General features: G+C 60.7%; 19 protein-coding genes. 7 read left to right on the top strand and 12 right to left on the bottom strand.

Translation table 11 applies throughout. The features are described from left to right. Positions 1 to 378 (bottom strand): cytochrome-c oxidase, cbb3-type subunit II (ccoO, locus tag Q8O69_RS10510; protein ID WP_305591912.1); only part of this gene is annotated, 378 nt, incomplete at its 3' end. Then, positions 378 to 1,817, bottom strand: coding sequence for a cytochrome-c oxidase, cbb3-type subunit I (gene ccoN, locus Q8O69_RS10505; RefSeq protein WP_305591910.1), 1,440 nt, complete (start codon positions 1,815 to 1,817; stop codon positions 378 to 380). The genes ccoN and ccoO, both read right to left, overlap by 1 nt. 104 nt (positions 1,818 to 1,921) lie before the next feature. On the opposite strand from ccoN, the gene Q8O69_RS10500 reads away from it, so the two are divergent. Both Q8O69_RS10500 and nfuA read left to right on the top strand, forming a co-directional pair. After that, positions 1,922 to 2,611, top strand: coding sequence for an alpha/beta family hydrolase (locus tag Q8O69_RS10500; protein ID WP_305591908.1), 690 nt, complete (start codon positions 1,922 to 1,924; stop codon positions 2,609 to 2,611). Positions 2,612 to 2,721: 110 nt separating this feature from the next. Then, positions 2,722 to 3,306 carry a Fe-S biogenesis protein NfuA gene (gene nfuA, locus Q8O69_RS10495; protein WP_304866329.1) on the top strand — a complete coding sequence of 195 codons (585 nt, stop codon included), beginning with the start codon at positions 2,722 to 2,724 and terminating at the stop codon, positions 3,304 to 3,306. Positions 3,307 to 3,411: 105 nt separating this feature from the next. Here the strand turns inward: nfuA and Q8O69_RS10490 are convergent, their stop codons facing one another. Further along, complete coding sequence (locus Q8O69_RS10490) at positions 3,412 to 4,443, bottom strand: RNA methyltransferase (RefSeq protein ID WP_305591905.1); 1,032 nt, start codon at positions 4,441 to 4,443, stop codon at positions 3,412 to 3,414. A 156-nt stretch (positions 4,444 to 4,599) separates the two neighbouring features. On the opposite strand from Q8O69_RS10490, the gene Q8O69_RS10485 reads away from it, so the two are divergent. After that, the gene (locus Q8O69_RS10485) at positions 4,600 to 4,902 is read left to right on the top strand and encodes a DUF1883 domain-containing protein (RefSeq protein WP_305591904.1); all 303 of its coding nucleotides are present in this window, start codon (positions 4,600 to 4,602) and stop codon (positions 4,900 to 4,902) included. A 157-nt stretch (positions 4,903 to 5,059) separates the two neighbouring features. Here Q8O69_RS10485 and Q8O69_RS10480 read toward each other — a convergent pair whose 3' ends face one another. The 4 genes from Q8O69_RS10480 to Q8O69_RS10465 form a co-directional block, all read right to left on the bottom strand. Beyond that, positions 5,060 to 6,034, bottom strand: coding sequence for an IS110 family transposase (locus tag Q8O69_RS10480; RefSeq protein ID WP_305591902.1), 975 nt, complete (start codon positions 6,032 to 6,034; stop codon positions 5,060 to 5,062). A 380-nt stretch (positions 6,035 to 6,414) separates the two neighbouring features. Continuing rightward, on the bottom strand, positions 6,415 to 8,289 hold the full coding sequence (locus tag Q8O69_RS10475; protein WP_305591899.1) for an MFS transporter: 1,875 nt from the start codon (positions 8,287 to 8,289) through the stop codon (positions 6,415 to 6,417). A 129-nt stretch (positions 8,290 to 8,418) separates the two neighbouring features. Continuing rightward, positions 8,419 to 8,748 (bottom strand): AzlD domain-containing protein, encoded by a 330-nt coding sequence (locus tag Q8O69_RS10470; protein WP_305591897.1) that lies wholly within the window; start codon positions 8,746 to 8,748, stop codon positions 8,419 to 8,421. Next, positions 8,748 to 9,461, bottom strand: coding sequence for an AzlC family ABC transporter permease (locus Q8O69_RS10465; protein ID WP_305591895.1), 714 nt, complete (start codon positions 9,459 to 9,461; stop codon positions 8,748 to 8,750). The genes Q8O69_RS10470 and Q8O69_RS10465 overlap by 1 nt, the downstream gene beginning before the upstream one ends. 147 nt (positions 9,462 to 9,608) lie before the next feature. Here Q8O69_RS10465 and Q8O69_RS10460 point away from each other — a divergent pair, with 147 nt between their 5' ends. Next, positions 9,609 to 10,865, top strand: a complete 1,257-nt coding sequence (locus Q8O69_RS10460; protein ID WP_305591893.1) for an MgtC/SapB family protein — start codon at positions 9,609 to 9,611, stop codon at positions 10,863 to 10,865. On the opposite strand, the gene Q8O69_RS10455 is transcribed toward Q8O69_RS10460, so the two are convergent. Next, positions 10,851 to 11,678, bottom strand: a complete 828-nt coding sequence (locus Q8O69_RS10455; RefSeq protein WP_305591891.1) for a MerR family transcriptional regulator — start codon at positions 11,676 to 11,678, stop codon at positions 10,851 to 10,853. The genes Q8O69_RS10460 and Q8O69_RS10455 overlap by 15 nt on opposite strands. Positions 11,679 to 12,016: 338 nt before the next feature. On the opposite strand from Q8O69_RS10455, the gene Q8O69_RS10450 reads away from it, so the two are divergent. Both Q8O69_RS10450 and Q8O69_RS10445 read left to right on the top strand, forming a co-directional pair. Then, entirely contained in the window at positions 12,017 to 12,973 is a 957-nt protein-coding gene (locus Q8O69_RS10450) for an alpha/beta fold hydrolase (protein WP_305591889.1), read from the top strand. 14 nt (positions 12,974 to 12,987) lie between these two features. Beyond that, positions 12,988 to 13,878 carry a metal-dependent hydrolase gene (locus tag Q8O69_RS10445; protein WP_305591887.1) on the top strand — a complete coding sequence of 297 codons (891 nt, stop codon included), beginning with the start codon at positions 12,988 to 12,990 and terminating at the stop codon, positions 13,876 to 13,878. A 98-nt stretch (positions 13,879 to 13,976) separates the two neighbouring features. Here Q8O69_RS10445 and rmuC read toward each other — a convergent pair whose 3' ends face one another. The 4 genes from rmuC to Q8O69_RS10425 all read right to left on the bottom strand — a co-directional run bounded on the left by rmuC (position 13,977) and on the right by Q8O69_RS10425 (position 18,115). After that, positions 13,977 to 15,341, bottom strand: coding sequence for a DNA recombination protein RmuC (gene rmuC / locus Q8O69_RS10440; RefSeq protein ID WP_305591916.1), 1,365 nt, complete (start codon positions 15,339 to 15,341; stop codon positions 13,977 to 13,979). Positions 15,342 to 15,783: 442 nt separating this feature from the next. Then, on the bottom strand, positions 15,784 to 16,188 hold the full coding sequence (locus tag Q8O69_RS10435) for a tetratricopeptide repeat protein (RefSeq protein WP_275963562.1): 405 nt from the start codon (positions 16,186 to 16,188) through the stop codon (positions 15,784 to 15,786). A gap of 606 nt (positions 16,189 to 16,794) precedes the next feature. Next, entirely contained in the window at positions 16,795 to 17,547 is a 753-nt protein-coding gene (locus Q8O69_RS10430) for an RES family NAD+ phosphorylase (RefSeq protein ID WP_305591885.1), read from the bottom strand. Positions 17,548 to 17,746: 199 nt separating this feature from the next. Next, positions 17,747 to 18,115, bottom strand: coding sequence for an antitoxin Xre/MbcA/ParS toxin-binding domain-containing protein (locus tag Q8O69_RS10425; RefSeq protein ID WP_160015068.1), 369 nt, complete (start codon positions 18,113 to 18,115; stop codon positions 17,747 to 17,749). A gap of 148 nt (positions 18,116 to 18,263) precedes the next feature. On the opposite strand from Q8O69_RS10425, the gene Q8O69_RS10420 reads away from it, so the two are divergent. Further along, positions 18,264 to 20,852: a YdbH domain-containing protein gene (locus Q8O69_RS10420; protein ID WP_305591882.1), complete on the top strand. Its 2,589-nt coding sequence runs from the start codon at positions 18,264 to 18,266 to the stop codon at positions 20,850 to 20,852. Positions 20,853 to 20,860 lie beyond the last annotated feature (8 nt).

The following is a 20,860-nucleotide window of genomic DNA, read 5'->3' as shown; positions in this document are numbered from 1 at the left end:
GTTGTACATGTGCGCGCGGTGCGATTCATCCGAGTAGCTGCCGCCAACCCGTGCAAGGTCCGGGCCGGTACGCTTGGAGCCCCAGAGGAAGGGGTGGTCGTAGACGCTTTCACCGGCTACCGAGTAGTGGCCGTAGCGCTCGGTTTCGGCGCGGAACGGGCGGATCATCTGCGAATGGCAGCCGACGCAGCCTTCACGGATATAGATGTCGCGGCCTTCCAGTTGCAGCGCGGTGTAGGGCTTGAGACCGGCCACCGGCTCATTGGTAACGTCCTGAAAGAACAGCGGGACGATCTGCGTTAGGCCGCCGATGCTCACGGCCAACACCATCATCAGCGCCATCAGGCCGATGTTCTTCTCGAGTATTTCGTGTCTCATCAGTGGGCTCCCTCAAGCGAAAACTGCGCGGCGGCGTTCATCTCAGCAGCCTTGGTGTGACGCACGGTCTGCCAGACGTTCCAGGCCATCACCAGCATGCCGGCGAAGAAGATCGCGCCGCCGATTACCCGCACCACAAAGCCGGGGTGGCTGGCTTCCAGCGCTTCGACGAAGGAGTAGGTGAGGGTGCCGTCTTCGTTGACTGCACGCCACATCAGGCCCTGGGCGATGCCATTGACCCACATCGAGGCGATGTAGAGCACGGTGCCGATGGTGGCGAGCCAGAAGTGCACGTTGATCAGGGCGATGCTGTGCATTTCGTCGCGGCCAAAGACTTTCGGCAGCATGTGATACAGCGAGCCGATGGACACCATGGCCACCCAGCCGAGCGCGCCGGCATGCACGTGGCCGATGGTCCAGTCGGTGTAGTGGGACAGGGCGTTGACGGTCTTGATCGCCATCATCGGACCTTCGAAGGTCGACATGCCGTAGAACGCCAAGGAGACGACCAGGAAACGCAGGATCGGGTCGGTGCGCAACTTATGCCAGGCCCCGGAGAGGGTCATCATGCCGTTGATCATGCCGCCCCAACTCGGTGCCAGGAGGATCAGCGACATCACCATGCCCAGGCTCTGCGCCCAATCCGGCAGCGCTGTGTAGTGCAGGTGGTGCGGGCCTGCCCAGATGTACACAGCAATCAGCGCCCAGAAGTGCACGATGGACAAGCGGTAGGAGTACACCGGGCGCCCCGCTTGCTTGGGCACGAAGTAATACATCATCCCCAGAAAGCCCGCGGTGAGGAAAAAGCCCACAGCGTTGTGGCCGTACCACCACTGGATCATCGCATCGGTGGCCCCGGCGTAGGCCGAGTAGGATTTGGTCAGGGTGACCGGCACTTCCAGGTTATTGACCAGGTGCAGCAGCGCCACGGTGAGGATAAAACCACCGAAGAACCAGTTGCCCACATAGATATGGCTGACGTTACGCTTGATCACCGTGCCGAAAAACACGATGGCGTAGCTGACCCAGACAATGGTGATCAGAATGTCGATAGGCCATTCCAGCTCGGCGTATTCTTTGGAGCTGGTCCAGCCCATGGGCAAACTGATGGCCGCCAGGACGATCACCAATTGCCAGCCCCAGAAGGTAAAGGCCGCGAGCTTGGGCGCGAACAGGGTGGCTTGCGAGGTGCGCTGCACCGCGTAATAGCTGGTGGCGAACAACGCGCAACCACCGAAGGCGAAGATCACCGCATTGGTGTGCAGCGGGCGCAGACGGCCGAAGCTGGTCCACGGCAGGTTGAAGTTGAGCTCGGGCCAGGCCAGTTGCGCGGCGATAAACACGCCGAGCCCCATCCCGACAATGCCCCACACCACCGTCATGATGGCGAATTGGCGAACCACCTTGTAGTTGTAGGCGGAACTGCTGGTTGTGTTCATGTCTGGGCTTCCATCCACGGTTATAGGCAGATCATCGAAAATCAGCGGCTGCGGGCCTGTACGATCTGCGCCGCAGTCCAACGGATTCTTTAAGCGAGGCAAGCATGAGCAAAGGGCAGGTTGCGGGTATTGACGGGGATCAATGCGCGCAGTGGCAGGGTGATGGCAGTTGGCTGTGGGATCGCCCGCTTGGCGAGGCGCGCGCCACCCTGATTCTGGCCCACGGCGCCGGTGCGCCGATGGACAGCGAGTTTATGCAGCAGATGGCGCAAAGCCTCGCAGCGCGTGGGGTTGCCGTACTGCGCTTCGAGTTCGCCTATATGGCGGCGCGGCGGCTTGACGGCAAAAAGCGCCCACCCAACCCCCAGGCACAGCTGCTCGAACAGTGGCGCGAGGTCTACACCCAGGTGCGGCAGGTGCGCCAACAGGTCGCAGGGCCGCTGGCCATCGGCGGCAAGTCCATGGGCGGGCGCATGGCCAGCCTGCTGGCCGATGAGTTGGGCGCCGATGCGCTGGTGTGTCTGGGTTATCCCTTTTATGCCGTCGGCAAGCCGGAAAAACCGCGGGTCGCGCACCTAGCCGAGTTGCGCACGCCAACGCTGATTATTCAGGGTGAGCGCGACGCTTTGGGCGATAGGCAGGCGGTGGCAGGTTACGCACTGTCTGAGGCGATCAACCTGCACTGGCTGACCGCTGGCGATCACGACCTCAAACCGCTGAAAAGCTCAGGTTTTACTCATCAGCAGCACATGCAGGCGGCAGCCGATGCGATTGCGCAGTTTCTCTGCGCATAAGCCGGCGAAGGCTGTCGTTTAGCGAATAAGTGTTATTCCTACTAAAACACTAGGACTTTGCCGGCGCTGGCGAGTGGCGTACACTGCGCGCATGTTTGCGAGGAGTTGCCATGAGCACCATTACCATTACCGACGCTGCCCACGATTATCTGGCTGACCTGCTGAGCAAGCAGAGCACCCCGGGCATCGGCATTCGCGTATTTATCACCCAGCCGGGCACCCAGTACGCCGAAACCTGCATTGCCTACTGCAAGCCGGGCGAGCAGAAGGCCGAAGACACCGCCCTGGGCCTGGCCAGCTTCACCGCCTGGATTGATGCCGTCAGCGAGCCGTTTCTGGAAGACGCCGTGGTTGACTACGCCACCGACCGTATGGGCGGCCAGCTGACCATCAAGGCGCCGAACGCCAAAGTTCCGATGGTCAATGAAGACAGCCCGATCAACGAGCGCATCAGCTACTACCTGCAGACCGAGATCAACCCTGGTCTGGCCAGCCATGGCGGTGAAGTTAGCCTGATCGACGTGGTTGACGACGGCATCGCCGTATTGAAATTCGGCGGTGGCTGCCAGGGCTGCGGCCAGGTCGATCTGACGCTCAAGGAAGGCATCGAGAAAACCCTGCTTGAGCGCATTCCCGAGCTTAAGGGCGTGCGTGATGTGACCGACCACACCAACAAGGAAAACGCCTACTACTAAGTAGATGGCTAAATAAAAATGCCCGCGCACTGCGGGCATTTTTTATGCTGCTTACTGCATCGCGTGGTAGGGGCTTTAACCGCGACGCAACAGTGCAGTCATCACTTATGCACGGCTTTTGCGCCGATCCAGCACCTCGGTTGCCCGTGCACGCAGTTGTCCGCAGCCGCCATCAATGTCCTGGCCCGCCGAGTTGCGCACCTTGGTCAGTACGCCACGGCTGTGCAGATAACGCACGATCTGCACGATGCGGTCACCATCAGGGCGCTGGAACTCATCGGCTTCCAGGCTGTTGTAGGGGATCAGGTTCATGATCGCGTACTTGCCTTTGAGCAGGCGCAGGATGCCGTCCATTTCCTCCTGGCTGTCGTTGATGCCCTTGAGCAGCGTCCACTGGTACTGGATCGGGTAATCAATCTGCCGCGCGTAGGTTTCGCCCAGTTCCACCAGTTCTTCAGGATCAATACGCGGCGCGCGCGGCAGCAGCGTCTGGCGTAGCTCGGCATCGGTGGTATGCAGCGATAGGGCCAGAGCCGGCTTGACCTGCTGCTGCGGCAACCGCTCGAACACCCGTGGATCGCCGACGGTGGAGAACACCAGGTTGCGCTGGCCGATACCACCCTCGGTGCCGAGCAGATTGATCGCTTCGAGCACGTTATCGAGGTTATGGGCTGGCTCGCCCATGCCCATAAACACCACTTTCTTAACCGCTCGGAAGCGCCGTGCCAGGGCTACCTGGGCGACGATCTCAGCGGTGCTTAGCTGGCGTAGCAGGCCGCTCTTGCCGGTCATGCAGAACACGCAGCCCACCGCGCAACCCACCTGGCTGGAGACGCACAGGCCATCGCGCGGCAGCAGCACGCTCTCCACCATCTGTTTGTCGGCCAGTTCCACCAACAAGCGCGCCGAGCCGTCCGTCGCCGGGTGTTCAGAGCTCAGACGCGCCAGTCCATCGAGTTCGCTGCTGATTTCGGGCAGGGCATTACGCACCGCCAGCGGCAGAAAGTTCTCGGTCTTCTGGTTGCGCGTACCGGTATCCAGCGGCATGCCGCGCAGCCAGGCACGGGTAATCCGCCCGATATGCATGGGCTTGGCACCGAGATCGGTGAGGCGTTGCTGAAAGTCGTGAATATGCATGGGGCGCGCATGCTACCACCGGGCCGGTTGCGGTGGTATGCGGCGAGGATGGCCGGCATCGGCGACACAGGCAAAACCGCGTAGCGCTGGCTCAACCCACGCCAGACACTCATACTAGCGGCCTGATTAGCCTGACCCAGTTGTGCGGAGCGGTAGATGAAATTTATACACCAGCGCGAACACCTCAACGAAGACGACGTCATCGTGATCGAGTGCTCGCAGACCTGCAACATTCGCCTGATGAGCGATGCCAACTTCCGCAGCTTCAAGAATGGCGGCCGGCACACTTACCACGGCGGCGCGTTCGACACCTTCCCGGCCAAAATCACCGTACCCAGCAGCGGTTTCTGGAATATCACCATCGACACGGTCTCGCGCAAAGCCATCAGCGTTACGCGCAAGCCGACGCTGAAGCATTCGATCAAGATCGTGCGCAAATCGACCTCGCGGTTGAGCTGATCCCTGGTTTGAGTCTGAGCTGCAGAAGGCCGCTGAAAGAGCGCAATGCTGTTCAGTTAAGTGGGGCCGCTTTACGCCCTATAGAGCGGCGGGCTTTGAAATCTTCCTCGCTCTAAGTCTTTGGCAGTGGTTCAGGCCGTAGATACCGTCTTGGATCTCACCTCGCAAGTGCCAATTTTGGGTCAAACGGCTCGCCGGATTTCAGCACGCCGTAGGCGATACACAGCAACTTACGCATGGCCGCGCAGACGATCTGTTTGCCGGCCTTGCCTTTCGCTTTCATTCGCTCAGCCAGTGCTCGTATGGCGGGGTTGTAAGTCATAGAAACCACCGCTGGCATGTAGAGCCCTGCACGTAACCTGGCCGACACCATACGGGATATCCGCACATGCCCCTTGAGCTTTCCTGACTCCTGCAGTCTGGGGTTAAGTCCGGAAAATGCTGTGACGGCTCTGCTGCTGTCGAACCGCTGGATGTCCCCCAGTTCGGCCAGCAATAGCGCTGCCGTGCGGTCTGCCACGCCATTGATACTCATAAGTAGGTCACGCTGACCTCTGAGATCGTCATGGTCATCGAAGTGCTTTTTGATCGCCTCAAGCGTCTCTGCGATTTGCTGTTGGGTATGCTCAATAACTGACTCGATCGATGCCTGCACATTGGAATCGCTTGCCACCTCAAGGCGGTTTCGCTCCATCTGCTCGAGCTCCTGGAGATCCTTCAGGCGATGCACCAGCGCTTTCAGGCGGCGTATGGCCGGTGGCTCGGGCTTCCAAGCGCGCAACTCGCCCTGATGCCTATTGCCATAGTCGGCAATGAGCTTCGCATCGACCTTGTCGGTTTTCACTCGCTGTAACTGGCTGCGGGCATAGTAGGCCACATGGGCAGGATTGAGGACGCAGACCCGATAACCTTGCTCGTACAGCCATTCGGCGAGGGCTTCGTGATATATCCCCGTTGCCTCCATCACGATCCAGGCTTGCGGCGCGGCGTGCTTGAGCAGCCATTGCTGCAGCACCTCGAATCCGTCTCGATCATTCGCCAGCTTGGCTTTCGTTCGGTGCTTGCCATTGACCTGCAGGGTCGCGATGTCGAATGTGTGCTTGGCGATGTCGATACCGACAACAACAGCCATGGGCTCCTCCTTCTCATATTGTCTATTGATCATCACTGCATCCGCCCAACCTTGCTGATGCGAGCTCGTGGCTCTAGATACCGTTCGGACTGCTGGATGAGTGCGGAGGAGCGCAGCGCTATCTACGAAACAAGCTCAAGGCTTAAGGATGGGTACGGCTTGCGTTCTCTCCCCCGATGATCAGTCGGGAACTATCACCTCCGGAGAGGCTGTAGTCGAGATACAAGGATGGGTGCTAACCCATCAGCCAATTGATGGGTTAGCACCCATCCTACGGTGGTGAGCACAAAGAAATGCCGCTTCCCTGGCAAGGGCGAAGCGGCATTTTTCTTATGTGAACAGCATTACGCCAAGTTGGCGGTTTTTTTCATCTCTGCGCTTTAACGCCGCTCACCGCGCAACTCAGCCACCTGAGCCTGCAGCAACTCGCGCTTGACCAGTTCGGGCGCGACCGGCGTACCGGCCACCAAGGTGATGCGCGACCACAGGCGCTTGAACAAGCCCTTGTGCGGATCACGGCTGAAGAAGCTGCCCCACAAGCCCTGCAGCGCCATGGGAATCACCGGCACTGGGTTGGCCTCGACGATGCGTTCAATGCCGTTCTTGAATTCATTCAGTTCGCCATCGGTGGTCAACTTGCCTTCCGGGAAGATGCACACCACTTCACCATTGCGCAGGTATTCGGCGATTTTCTTGAACGCAGCGTCATAGATCAGCAGGTCTTCGTTGCGCCCAGCTATCGGCACAGTGCCGGCGGTGCGGAAGATAAAGTTGAGCACCGGCAGGTTGTAGATCTTGTAGTACATGACAAAACGCACCGGCCGGCGCACCGCACCGCCAATCAGCAGCGCATCGACAAACGACACGTGGTTGCACACCAGCACCGCCGCCCCCTCATCAGGGATCGCCTCCAGCCCCTTGTGCTCAACCCGGTACATCGAGTGGCTGAGCAGCCAGATCATAAAGCGCATGCTGAATTCGGGAACGATCTTGAAGATGTAGCTGTTGACCGCGATGTTCATCAGCGAAATGGTCAGGAACAGCTGCGGTATCGACAGCTCGGCAATACTGAGAAACAGGATCGATACAACCGCCGAGATCACCATAAACAGCGCATTGAGGATGTTGTTGGCGGCGATCACCCGCGCCCGCTCATGCTCAGCGGTGCGCGACTGGATCAGCGCATACAACGGCACGATATAGAAGCCGCCGAACAGGCCAATGCCGAGAATCGAACCAAGAATCCACCAGGCCTGGCCAATGCTCAGCACCGCTAGCCAGTCATGCGCCTCTGCTGCTTCAGGGAAGCCGCCGGAGAACCACCAGAGCAGAATGCCGAACAGGGTCAGGCCGATCGAGCCGAACGGCACCAGACCGATTTCCACCTTGTGCCCGCTCATGCGCTCGCAGAGCATCGAACCCAGCGCGATACCGACCGAAAACACGGTGAGAATCAGCGTGACCACACTTTCATCACCGTACAGCCACTCTTTGGCATAAGCCGGAATCTGCGTCAGGTACACCGCACCGAGAAACCAGAACCAGGAGTTGCCCACCAGCGAGCGCGACACAGCTGGGCGCTGGCCCAGGCCAAGTTTCATGATCAGCCAGGACTGACGCAGGATGTTCCAATCCAGCTTGAGCTGTGGCATCGCCGCTGATGCCGCAGGAATGCCGCGACTGGCCAGGTAGCCAAACACCGCCACCAGCACCACGCAGGCCGCGACAATATGCGCGTAACCGCTGCTGGCCATGATGATGCCCGCGCCAATGGTGCCGGCGAGGATGGCCAAAAACGTGCCCATCTCGACCAGCGCGTTACCGCCCACCAGCTCTTGCTCTTCAAGGTGCTGCGGCAAAATCGAATACTTCACCGGACCAAACAGCGCCGACTGGGTGCCCATGGCAAACAGCACCGCGAGCATTATTGGCAGGTTGCCGAGCAGCACACCGACGGCGCCGAGCAGCATGATCACGATCTCGGCGAACTTGATCTTGCGGATCAGCGAGTCCTTGGCGAACTTCTCACCAAACTGGCCGCCGAGGGCCGAGAACAGAAAGAACGGCAGGATAAACAGCAGCGCGCAGAGGTTGACCAGCAAAGCCTTGTCGGCACCGGAGCTGATCTTGAACAGAATGGCGAGAATCAGTGATTGCTTGAAGATGTTGTCGTTGAAAGCACCCAGCAGCTGGGTAAGGAAAAACGGCAAAAAGCGCTTTTTACCCAGCAATGCGAATTGTGATTGTTCGGTCATCGTCCGTGTACCTGTCTGCAGTGGCCAAGCGGGTTGTCAGGCATTTGACTGCAAGAACACCTCACAAAGCCACAGCGAAACCTGCCTTTTGCTGCATTTTCTACAAATGCAGGGGGCAAATAACCCTGCTTACAGGGGCAACTGACCCAACAACCAACGCACGATAAAGAACACCAGCAGACCGCCGCCGATGGTAGCCAGTAGATGCCGGGTCAGCCCGGCGATAGCAATAGTCGCCAGCCCCGCCAGCAGATAGGCATTGTCCAGGCTGAACGCCCAGTGCTGGCCATCAGGAATCAGCATGCCCGGCAGCACGATGGCGCTCAGCACAGCGGTCGGCACGTAATTCAGGCCCTGGCGCACCAGCGGCGGGAAACGCAGATCGGGAAAGGCAAACAGGCTGTAGCGAATCGCAAAAGTGATCAGCGCCATACCGAGAATCAGCAGCCAGATAGCCATCACGCGCCCTCCCCGACAGTCACCGGCGTTTTGCAGCGCTCTAGCCATACACCGGCCGCGATGCCGCTCAACGCAGCCGCCATTAGCCCTAATTTGTAGGGCCAGGCATGGCACAGCAACGCCACCGCACCGGCTACCAGAGCGGCGACAATCTGCGGCTGGTTACGCAGCGCCGGCACCACAATGCCGATAAAGGTCGCCAGCATGGCGAAGTCCAACCCCCAACCTGCGAGGTTCGGCACGCTCTGGCCAAACAACGCACCGACCAGCGAGCTGGACACCCAGGACAAGTACAACGCCAACGCCACGCCAGCGTGATACCACTGGCCATGCTCAGTCATACCGCGCGCCAGATAACGCCGCTGCACCACGGCAAAGGTCTCATCGGTCAAGCCGAACGCAAGCGGCACCCGCCAACGCTGCGACAACTTGCCGACATAAGGCTGCAGCGCCGCGCTGTAGAGCACATGGCGCAGATTGACCACCAGTGTGGTGAGCAGAATCACCACCGCGCCGCTGCCCAAGGTCAGCAGGCTGATGGCAATAAACTGCGCCGAGCCGGCATATACCAGTAACGACATGCCCAGCGCCTGCCCCAGGCTCAACCCAGCCAGGCTGGCCAACGCGCCATAGATCAGCCCAAACGGCAGAATCCCGACGATCATCGGGATACTGTCGCGAACCCCATAGGTAAACTGCTGTAAACGGCTCATGCGCCCTCCTTTGCGGCATAGCCTGGCGCATCGTGGCTGCGGCGTCTTGAACAATCTTGCGCAGCACTGCGCCTTAGACTGACCTGCCGCGATACAGTGCGGGGCTCTCTGGCTAGACTGCCAGCATTGCCAACCCAGGATCTGCTCATGCCGGAAGCCCTCGACACCCTGCTGAATTTCGCCAGCGCCCTGGCCGCCGGCCTGCTGATTGGCGCCGAACGCGGTTGGCAAGGGCGTAATACCGAGGACACCCAGCTGGTTGCGGGGATTCGCACCTTCGCTCTGAGCAGCCTGCTCGGCGCCTTTGCCATGCTGCTCGGCGAACACTTCGGCGTGGTCGCCTGGGCGGTGATATTCGCCGGTTTTGCCTTGCTGGTGGTGGCCTCCTATTTTGGCGAACTGCAACGCCTGGGCGACCTGGGCCTGACCAGTGAAGTGGCGCTGCTGATCACCTTTCTGCTCGGCAGCCTGGCCATGGCCGGTTATGCCGGGCTGGCGGCGGCGGGCGCCGTGGCGGTGGCACTGCTGCTGAGCCTCAAGCAATCCCTGCACGGCGCCCTGCAACGACTTAGCGAGGCAGAACTGTCCGGCGCGCTGAAACTGCTGTTTATTTCCCTGGTGCTGCTGCCGGCGCTGCCCAATCAGGGCTACGGCCCCTGGCAGGCCTTCAACCCCTACGCCATCTGGTGGATGGTGGTGCTGATTGCCAGCATCGGCTTTGCCGCCTATGTGGCGATTCGCCTGGTAGGGATGCGCCACGGCCTGCTGATCACCGCGCTGCTCGGCGGCGTGGTGTCGTCCACGGCGATGACCGTGACCCTGGCACGCCTGGCCCCGGGACGAAATCTGCAAGCAATTCTGGCCTGCGGCCTGCTCGCCACCTCGGCGCTGATGTTTCCACGGGTGTTGCTGGAAGTCGGCCTGGTCAACGCCAGCCTACTGCCGCAACTGGCTTGGCCCCTGGGCATCGCCACCCTGGTGTACGCCGGCGGCGCGCTGCTGTACTTCCGCCGCGCCGGCACGGAGAGTGAAGAGCAGGCCGAGCCGCCGCTGAAAAACCCCTTCGAACTGGGCCCGGCGCTGCGCTTTGCCGCGTTGCTGGCATTGATTCTGCTACTGGTCGAGGCCGCACAGCACTGGCTTGGCGATGTCGGTGTGTACCTGGTGGCGCTGCTCTCGGGGCTGGCCGATGTGGATGCGATCACCCTGTCGCTGGCCCGCAGCGCCCAGGGCGAACTGGATGCACAGGTCGCGGTGCAGGGGATTTTTCTCGCAGCGCTGAGCAACAGCCTGGTCAAAGGCTTTCTGATCGCACTGATCGGCGGGCGCAAACTGGCGCTGATGACCCTGCCGGTGATGGCTGCAGGTCTGCTAGCGGGCGCGGCGGTATTACTGCTGCTGTGAATCTGCGCTGCGCAAAAAACCTTCCAGCAGCTTGTGTACCCGCTCGCTCAACTCGCGATTAGCCGCCTCGGGCAAGCTGCGCGCAAGTTCGGCCACGACTACCTGCTCGACCAATGGACGCAGTTGCAGCAGCTGCACGCTAAGCCGCTCAAGGTCATCGGCATGCGGCAAGTCGCTATGCAGCAGCGGATTGACCAGTTGTTGGGTAATCATCGTGACGATGCCAGTGGCCACCTGCTGCACATGCCCGCGAATGGCCGCCAACTCATCGAGTAATGCCGGCAAAGGAATACCGGCGCGGTACAGCTCAAGCCCGGCGGCAAACAGCTTGGGGCTGGGGACGCGCAGATGATCGCCGGCAAACTCCAGCAGGCCCAGGGCCAGGGCACGCTCGATCACCTGATCATCCAGCGCCTCGCCGAACAGCGCCTGCAGCTGCGCAAAGGACAGTTGCTCGGCCTGCTCCGGCTGGCCCGGCCCTTGAATCGCCTGCTCCAGCCCCAGCACATGGGCCAGATCACGCCCCTGCGCCCAGGCTTCAAAAAGCTCACGAATGCTGGCGATGCTGTAGCCACGCTCCAGCAACTGGCCGATCAGTTTCAGCCGCGCCAGGTGCTCGCCGTTGTAGATCCCCAGCCGGCCGCGCCGCTCGGGTGGCGGCAGCAAGCCCTGGTCTTGATAGGCGCGCACATTGCGTACCGTGGTCTGCGCCGCCCGGGCCAGGTCATCGACCCGGTACTCGACGGACACCGCCTCCACCACAGGTGCGGCGCTGCCCAGTAAACGCTGAAGAAATGCAGAGACTGTATTCATGGCGGCGATCATAGCTGCCCCTGCAACGGGACAACAGCGTGGCAACAAACGCCCCAACCAAGGGCTGGACTTGCGCTACCGAGCAGCTCAGGCAGCCTTGCGCACTGCGCGCAAAGCCTTGTTGCAGAAGGCTTTCAGCCATTTCAGTAACACCGTAACAGAGCCGCTAATGAGTTCCGCCGATGGCTAGGCAGATGCATCCCGTGCGCCCAACAATAACCGTGACATCAGATGATGTAACAGTCAGCCATGACAATCCGGAGACGCCGCATGCCCATCGACCTCGCCCCTATCACCCAGCGCCACTCGCCGTTGCTCACCCTGCATCGGGTGCTCGCATGAACGCGCCCGCCGTGTTGCCGAACGACGGACGGCAAGCCGAGCAGCTGTGGATTCAGGGCGATGGCGTGCAGCTAGCGGCCTATCGCTGGGGCAAACCGAACCGCCCGACGCTGCTACTGGTGCACGGCTACCCGGACAGCCACGAAGTCTGGCTGCCGCTGGTACGCGAACTGGCCGGCGACTACCAGATCATTGCCTACGATGTGCGCGGCTTTGGCGCTTCGGATATTCCACGCAAGCGCCTGGACTACCAGCTGGAAAAACTGGCGAATGATCTGGAAGCGGTGATCAAGGCCCTCAGCCCCGAGCAGCCGGTGCATCTGGTGGCTCATGACTGGGGCTCGATTCAGGCCTGGGAAGCGGTCACCGAACCACGCATTCAACCCCTGCTGGCGTCCTACACCAGCATCTCCGGCCCCTGCCTGGATCATGTCGGCCACTGGATGCGCGACAAGCTCAAACAGAAGACGCCGCGCGCGCTGCTGCAGGTGCTCGGGCAACTGCTCAGCTCCTGGTATATCGCCCTGTTTCATACCCCACTACTGCCCGAGCTGACCTGGCGCCTGGGTCTGGACCGTGCCTGGCCACAGCTGCTGCGCAAGGTTGAAGGGCTGCGCAATGTGTCGATCAGCAGCAGCCAGCGCTCCGACGGTGTGCACGGGGTCAAGCTGTACCGCGCCAACTTTATCCGCAGCCTGTTCACGCCGCGTCTGCGCCATACCCAAGTGCCGGTGCAACTGATCGTGCCGACCCGCGACCGCTTCGTCCGCCCGCAGCTGTTCGACCAGCTGCAGCATTGGGCGCCCAGGCTACAGCGGCGCGAGGCAAATGCCGGGCACTGGCAACTGCTGGCCGAACCGCAGCTGCTGGCAGCATGGCTGCGTGAGTTCACCGCCCATATTCACAGCGATGCAGGCAGCAACGCAGCCGCCCAGCGCAATCTGGCGAGTTGATAAGGAGAATCGAGATGAGCGAACAGCACCGCCTAGAACAACGCAAAGTACGCTTCGACTTTGCCAACACGCCGCTGCATTGGGTGCCGAACGAGCCGGAAGCCTCGCATATCATGAACAGCCTGCACCTGATCCTGCCGGCTGGGGAGTTCTGGTTCTGCCGGGTGTACAACAAGGCTCTGCCACTGGTCACCGACCCGCAGTTGCGCGAGGACGTGCAGGGTTTCGTCAAACAGGAAGCGCAGCACGCCCGCGCCCACGACAGCGCACTGACGCCCTACCTGCTGCGCCATGGCATCGACCCAACCCCGTTCACCGGTCCGATCCACTGGCTGTTCGAGCGCGTGCTGTGCGACCACCCGCTGGGCGATAACGCCATCAGCCGTTTTATGCAGCCCTGGTGGCTGCGTCAGCGGGTCGGTTTGATCGCCGCAGTGGAGCACTTCACCTGCGTGCTGGGCGACTGGATTATCACCACCCGCAGCCTGGATCACGCTGACCCGGTGATGCTCGATCTGCTGCGCTGGCACGGTGCCGAGGAAGTCGAGCACCGCAGCGTGGCCCACGACCTGCACGTGCATATCGGCGGCAGCCTGCTGATGCGCTGGGTGTATATGCTGATCGCCACACCGGCGCTGATCTTTCTGTTCAGTACCGGAATGAAAACCATGATGCGCCAGGACCCGGTCACCCGTTATCGCCCTGGTTTTCTGCGCCTGTGGTATCACCTGGGCAAGCGTGGCTTGCTGCCACGCATGGGCAGTATCGGCCGCTCGGTGTTGCGCTATTTCAACCCCAGTTATCACCCGCGCAGCGAAGGCGATATCCGCGTGGCGCTGGACTACCTGGCCAACTCACCGGCAGCGCAACGTGCAGCCGCCGAGAAAGGAGCTGTCAGCGCCTAACCCGTAGGAACCCATGGCCGCGAAATGGCCCGTCTGTAAAGGTTCGCGGGCATGGCCCGCTCCTACACATTGCTCACGGTATGACGGCGATCCACGCCCTACTCGGCCGCTTCGTCATCCAGCACCATTACCCCGGCCGCCTGTTCGAGCAACTCGACAGGCAGGCTCTTGCTGGCACGGGCGCCGAGCAGCTTGAGGTTTTCCACCCGGCTGATGATATTGCCGCGCCCCTCGCAGAGCTTGTTGCGCGCGCCGGCATAGGCCTTGTCCAGTTGCTGCAGGCGCGCGCCCATTTCATCCAGATCCTGAATAAAGGCGACGAACTTGTCGTACAGCGCCCCAGCACGCTCGGCAATCTCGCGGGCGTTCTGGCTCTGCCGCTCCTGCCGCCACAGGCTGTCGATCACCCGCAAGGTAGCCAACAGCGTGGTCGGGCTGACGATCACGATATGTTGATCAAAGGCCTCCTGAAATAGACCCGGATCGGCCTGCAATGCTGCGGCGAAGGCTGCTTCGATAGGCACGAAGAGCAGGACGAAATCCAGGCTGTGCAGGCCTTCCAGGCGCTGGTAGTCCTTGAGCGACAAGCCCTTCAAATGGCTGCGCAGCGATAGCACATGCTGCTTGAGCGACAGCTGCCGGCTGGCGTCGTCCTCGGCAGCAATATATTGCTGGTACGCGGTGAGGCTGACCTTGGCGTCCACCACCACCTGCTTGTCGCCGGGCAGCTGAATCAGCACATCCGGCTGGAAACGCTCGCCATCAGCGCTCTTCAGACTGACCTGGGTCTGGTACTCACGGCCTTTCTCCAGGCCGGCGTGCTCCAGCACCCGCTCCAGCACCAGCTCGCCCCAGTTGCCCTGGGTTTTCTGCCCTTTGAGCGCACGGGTCAGGTTGGTCGCTTCATCGCCCAGGCGCTGGTTGAGCTGCTGCAACCGCTCCAGCTCCTTGCCCAGGGAAAAGCGCTCGCGGGCTTCCTGTTGGTAGCTTTCCTCCACACGTTTTTCGAAGGACTGGATGCGCTCCTTGAGCGGGTCGAGCAACTGGCCAAGCTGCTGCTGGCTGGTTTCGGCAAAGCGCTGCTCGCGCTCATCAAAGATTTTCCCGGCCAGCTCGGCGAACTGCGCACGCAGCTCATCGCGCGAGCCTTGCAGGTCGCTCAGGCGCTGTTGATGGCTGTCCTGCTGTTCCTTGAGTTCGGCACTGAGGGCAGCGCGCTGGGCGTCAAGACGGCGGATTTCGCCTTCTTGTTGTTCACGCTGACTGGCCCAGGCCTGGGCGGCTTCGCGGGCGATCTGCCGTTCCTGTTGCAGCAAATCGGCTTCGCGACGCAGCGCCGCCAGTTCGGCCTGCTGATCGGCCTTGATCTCGCTGATCTCGGCGATTTCCTCGCGACAATCATCCAGCTGCGCCGCGAGGCCGGTCTGGGCCAGCTGCGCGTTGCTCAGGCGCTCCTGCAACAGGCTGAATTCCAGTTGCTGACTGGCCAAGCGGCGTTGCAGCGACCAGGCCATATATAGAAGAGGAAGTGCCGCGGCGGCAAAACCGAGCAACGCAGGTGCCAACGCGGTGGACAGATCGATGGGCATAAGCAGCTCCGCAGAAAAGTACTGGCAGTATAACCAGTACTCTCAGGGCCTGCTCCCACTTCATTCACTAGCCGCGTTGCAGCGCAAAATCTCGCCAGGCTAGGCGTAGGACGCAGGTAATGGTGTCCCCTTGCCAAGTCCTACAACACCGCATGGCGAGATTTTGTGCGCAACCCAGAGGGTCGGGCCGGTTTTAGCGCGATGCTGCGTTTCTCGTCGCTTATTTGGAATGACCAAATCGCGCTCCTCGTGCCTTGCCTCGCGCTAAAACCGGCTCCGGCGCGGCCGTGAATGAAGTGGGAGCAGGCCCCTTGCGTCAGAGCTGTTTAAGCAGTTGCTGCGCCTCTGCCGAACCCTGCCCCGCGGCCAGTTCCAGCCAGTGGCGTGCCTGTTGCGGTTCATTGTTGCGCGGCTGGCTGTAGAGCTGGCCCAGCTCCAGTTGCGCATTCATGTCGCCAGCACGGGCGGCCTGGCGCAGCAGCTCAAAACCCATGCGCCGGTCACGTGGGTTACCGCAATCACGGCAAAGCATTTGTCCCAGTCGGCTCTGCGCCTGCACCACACCCTGCAAGGCAGGTTGTTTGAGCAAATGGCCGGCAAAGCGTTTGACGCTGGGGGCATGACCGAGTCGAGGGCTGTCCAATAACCAGAGCGCCACACGAGTGGGCAAGCGAGGAACAGAGGTGGTTGCGATAGGTAGTCGAGTGATTGCGCGAGGCATAAAAAGCAGCGGTAGCCGGGAAGGCGCGCAACTCTACTCCTTTTTTCGCCAAGGTAAAGGCTTGCAAAAACCTGCGCACCTGCGGTCTAGCAGGCCGTTGAAAAACTACCTGCGTTGGCAATCCTGCGTTAAAAACGGCCTCGGAAAGCCACTTGTGGCTAACGCGCTTTAGCGCGACCTAGAGGGTGAGTGAAACGAGTAATGCTCATGTACAGCTCGTACACTCCGCTTCCTCGGCGCTTTGACCAGCCTTCGGCTGTTACTACGTAGCGCCTTGTCTTGCCTGCCTCGCCTACGTTTCAACGGCCTGCTAGAGCAAGCGCTCGGGTTAATCCACAGAAGCTGTGGATAACTTCGTGGATAACATGGGAGCAAGCGCTCTCAGCGCCTGTGGCGTGGGGCCCAAGGTCAAACTGGTGGTTTTTTCACCAGCGTAAAAAATCCATATATTTCATTGACTTATAAAATCAATAAAAAGAATCAAGGGTTTACGTCAAGCACTGCATCCTGCTTGACAAGGCGCATCGCAATTGTGCACAAGTTGCTGCGTCACGCCGTCGCACTGCCCTTTTTCAGGGCAAAAGCGCCTTGAAAAAGCCGCCCCGTCTAGGCCGGGCGCGGCAGGTGGCCATCCACCTGGTAGGCATCCAGGCGAAAGACTCTGGGGGTATCCGGAACCTGGGCATTTTTGAAGGCGACATAGTCGTCGGTGGTTTCGCACAGCCAGCTCAGTAGGTTGCGCGGGCGCTTTTCAGCCAAAGCGCCTGGGACGAATAGCGCAACGTTGTTGCCCTTCAGCGGGCAGCGCGCCGAACGGTATTCGAATGCCTCAACCCCTGCCCCGCGCATCGCCGCGCCCACCGCCTGACAAGGTTGATAAGCACTGGCGTGACAGAGTTCGGCCTGGAAATCCGCGAACGGCGGATGCTGCAACTGAATACCGCGCTCAACCTGATAGCGCGCCTCGAAGGTGCAATGCTCGGAAAGGATGCGCCCGCTGGGCGGCGCGATGCTCATGCCATCCCAGAGCAGAAAGCGATAATACGCGGCCTCGGCCATCGCCGTGTCGATACGCAGCGCGCCGTAGAACAGGCTCGGCTCATGCACCGAACCAAAGCGCGATCCCCAGCGCAGCGGCGGATAACGGAACGGGGTTTTCAGCAAGTAATGCAGCGGTTCGGCGCTCTGCGGCAGCGGCGGCTTGCTGGTTTCCAGCAAATCCTCAAGCAGCGCCTGTTCTGCAAGGGTATCGACCAGCTGCAGAGTGGCGACCTGGGCCTGGCTTTCCACCAGACGCACCAGGCGGCCGCGCAAGGGTTTGATCTGCTGCGGGCCTTGGCAGTGTTGCCAGATATCCATGGTGGCGTTGTCCTTAACTTTTATTATTGTTGGATACAGCGCTTGTAGCTTGATGTTTAGAAGCTGTTTTAGGACCTCGCGAGCTAGAGTCATGCAAGGCAAAAACAGGCGAGGAAGCGGAGTGTACGAGCTGTACATGAGCATTCCGAGCCTGTTTTTAACGCCGCAGGACCGACGCGCAGCAGGTCATAAACAGCTTCTAGCCTTTGCCACGAATCGCATCGAGGTATTCCACCACCCGCACCAGCCCCTGCACCTGCATCATCAGGGATAAGGGCGGTGCATCCAGATGGCGGTTATCGGTGCGCAGAAAATGCTGCATATCCGGCAAATTGCCGCCAAACAGGGCAAACAGCGAGCGGTATACGCGGATTAGCAGCAGGGCCAATTCACCGGTCTTGCTGTGCACGCGCAGGCCACCCTCAGCCCAGCGCGAGATCGCTGTACGGTGTACGCCAATGATGTCCGCCAGTTCCTGCTGAGTCAGGCCCAGCTGTTCACGGGTATTGAGCAGCGCTTTGGCCAGCACCGCATCGGCGTCGGCAACCGGTCGAATCAATGCGCTCATCACGGCCTCCTACTTTTACAATGTCTGTTTACAGCAAAAATACCACTAAATGCTGCAATTACACAGAAGAGAATAACCTGTGATTGGCAGCCTGCCAGACATGGGTTAACGTCCTGCCACGCAACTCCCCCACTATGGATCAGTGCTTATGCCCAGCCGGCGCACCTGGCTGCGACTTATCAGTTGCCTGGTTTTACTGCTCGTACTGCTTGGCGCTTACGGCTACCTGAGCCTGAATCGTCTGCTCGAACGCGAGCAGATCGAAAACCTTGAATGGCGCGGCCTTGGCCTATCCACCCAGGGCATCCAGCTTGACCAGCTCAGCCTGCAGCACCCCAACGGCGCAGTGCAGCTGCAACAGGTGCGATTGCACTGGCGCGGCTTCAGCCTGGCGCTGCCCTTCTGGCAGCAGGTGCATATCACCAGCCTGCAACTGAATCTGCCCTCTCAAGCTGAGCTAGCAGCCGACGACAGCTCGGATTTTGCGTTACCACTGGAACAGCTCACCGCCGCTATCAGCCTCTTGCCGCAACGCGTACAGGTCGATGCACTGCAGATCGAACTGCCCTGCGCCGACACGCGCTGCCAGCTGCTGGGCGATCTGCTGCTACGCAAAGACGCCGCAAAGCTTGATGCGCAGCTCAACCTGCAACATCAGCAGGACCAGCTGAGCTGGCACGCACAACTACAAGGCGACTCCACAGCTGCAGTTATGCAGCTAAGCCTGACGATCAATCAGCAAGCGCAACTGCAGCTCAGCAGCAGCCTGCAACAGAACGCTACCAGGCAACTCTGGCAAGGTGATTTCAATGGCGATCTGCAGCAAAGCGCGGTGCTGCAAAGCTGGCTAAGCCAATGGCTGCCCAATGCAGCAAACACATTGCCTGAGGCTCCGACGGCAGCGCAGCTGAAGGCGAGCTGGCAACTGCAGCTTGCACCTGGCCCACTTAACCTGGCGCAACTGCAGCAGGCCAGCGGCCAGTTGCAGGCCAGCGCCAACCTGCCTGAGCCCTGGCCAATCCCCGCTATCGGTCAGTTGCAGGGCAGCTTCGATTTGTCCGCCCGGGCGCTGGATGGGCAGTGGCTGGCCGATAGTCTGAACGCAGACCTCGACCTCAAGCAGATTGCCAATGACCTTATCAGTGGCGTACCAGCGGAACTGCATCCCGAAGCGTTGCAGCTGACGATCCAGGCCACCGAAACGCCCAACAACCTGGCTGCACAACTGGTTGGTCGCGCCCTGCCTCTGCAACTGCTATTAAAGGGCCAGGGGCGCAGCCAATTTGCACTGCAGGGCACGTTGGCCCTGGCCAATGGTTTGCCCTGGGGCTTGCAGCTGCTGGGCGGCAGCCTCAGCGCATCCACCCCGGCATTTCAGTTGGAGGGCTGGAAGATCGGCGCGCTGCAGACGCAGTTGCAACTTGACGCTTTTCTGGATGCACAGCAGCTGGATCTCGCCCTCAGAAAAGGCTCTCAGCTCAGCCTGCAGCATCTGCGCAGTGCGGATGTGCAGGCGCAGCAACTCAAAGCCAGCAGCAGCGGGCTAAAACTGCAGGCACAACTGGCGGCAGGCGCGCTGGAAGACTGGCAACTGCAAGGTCCCCTCGACCTTAGTGCGCAGCTGCAGCATGGGCAATTGAATCCCCAGCGCTGGTACTGGCAAGGCCCTTTGACTGCCAACCAACTGCAGGCGGAGCTAGACGGCACACTGCGCAACGATGCCGGCCTGCAACTCAAGCTGCAGGCACAGCACAGCAGCGCCAAGGGCCTAAGCCTGCAAGCACAACTGGCAGAGCTTTTTCTGCGCAGCGGCAACCCCTTAAAAGACAGCTTCACGGCCTGGCCAGCCCTGCTTGAGCTGAACAACGGTCGCCTGAATGCCAACGCCAGCCTGACCCTCGCCAGCGATCAACAGCTGCCCACGGTCAAACTCGAAGTCACCGGCAAGGGGCTGGGCGGGATTTATGACCGCACCGCGCTGGAGGGGCTGGATAGCCGTATCAATGCGCGAGTCGACCCCAAACAGCTGCAGCTTGAGTTGAGCGAGCTGCGCCTGGCGCAGGCCAACCCTGGTATACCGCTGGGTCCGGTGCAGTTCAGCGGCAGCTACAGCGCCGCGCTGCAAACCCCGACCCAAGGCCAACTCCAGCTGCGCCAGGCCGAAGCGGCGCTGATGGGCGGCAAGCTGCAACTGGCACCCGGACAATGGAGCCTGGCCGCCGAGCCGCTGCTCTTTCCCATACAGGTGCAGGGCCTGGAACTTGAGCAGCTGTTTATCCTCTATCCCACAGAGGGCCTGGCAGGTACCGGTACCCTCGATGGTCGTCTGCCGCTGCAGATTAGCAGCCAGGGCGTGACCATCGAACAAGGCCAACTCAGCGCACGCGCACCGGGCGGCAAACTGCAGTTCCACTCCGAACGTATCCGCGCCCTCGGCCGCAGCAACCCGGCGATGCAGCTGGTGACCCAATCGCTGGAGGATTTTCGCTTTACGACTCTGAGCAGCCAGGTCAACTACGATCAGCAAGGCAAGTTGGCTTTGGCCATGCGCCTGGAGGGACAAAACCCGGCCATCGAACAAGGCCGACCGATCCACTTCAATATCAACCTGGAAGAAGACATTCCGACCCTGCTGGCCAGCCTGCAACTGACCGACAAAGTCAGCGATATCATCAAGCAGCGCGTGCAACAGCGTATGCTGGAACGCAACGCCAAAACGGCCCCGACAGAGCCATGACCAAGGAG

It is taken from the genome of Pseudomonas sp., from assembly GCF_030690725.1.
Taxonomy (GTDB): Bacteria; Pseudomonadota; Gammaproteobacteria; order Pseudomonadales; family Pseudomonadaceae; genus Aquipseudomonas.
This window is presented reverse-complemented; position numbering and strand designations above follow the sequence as displayed.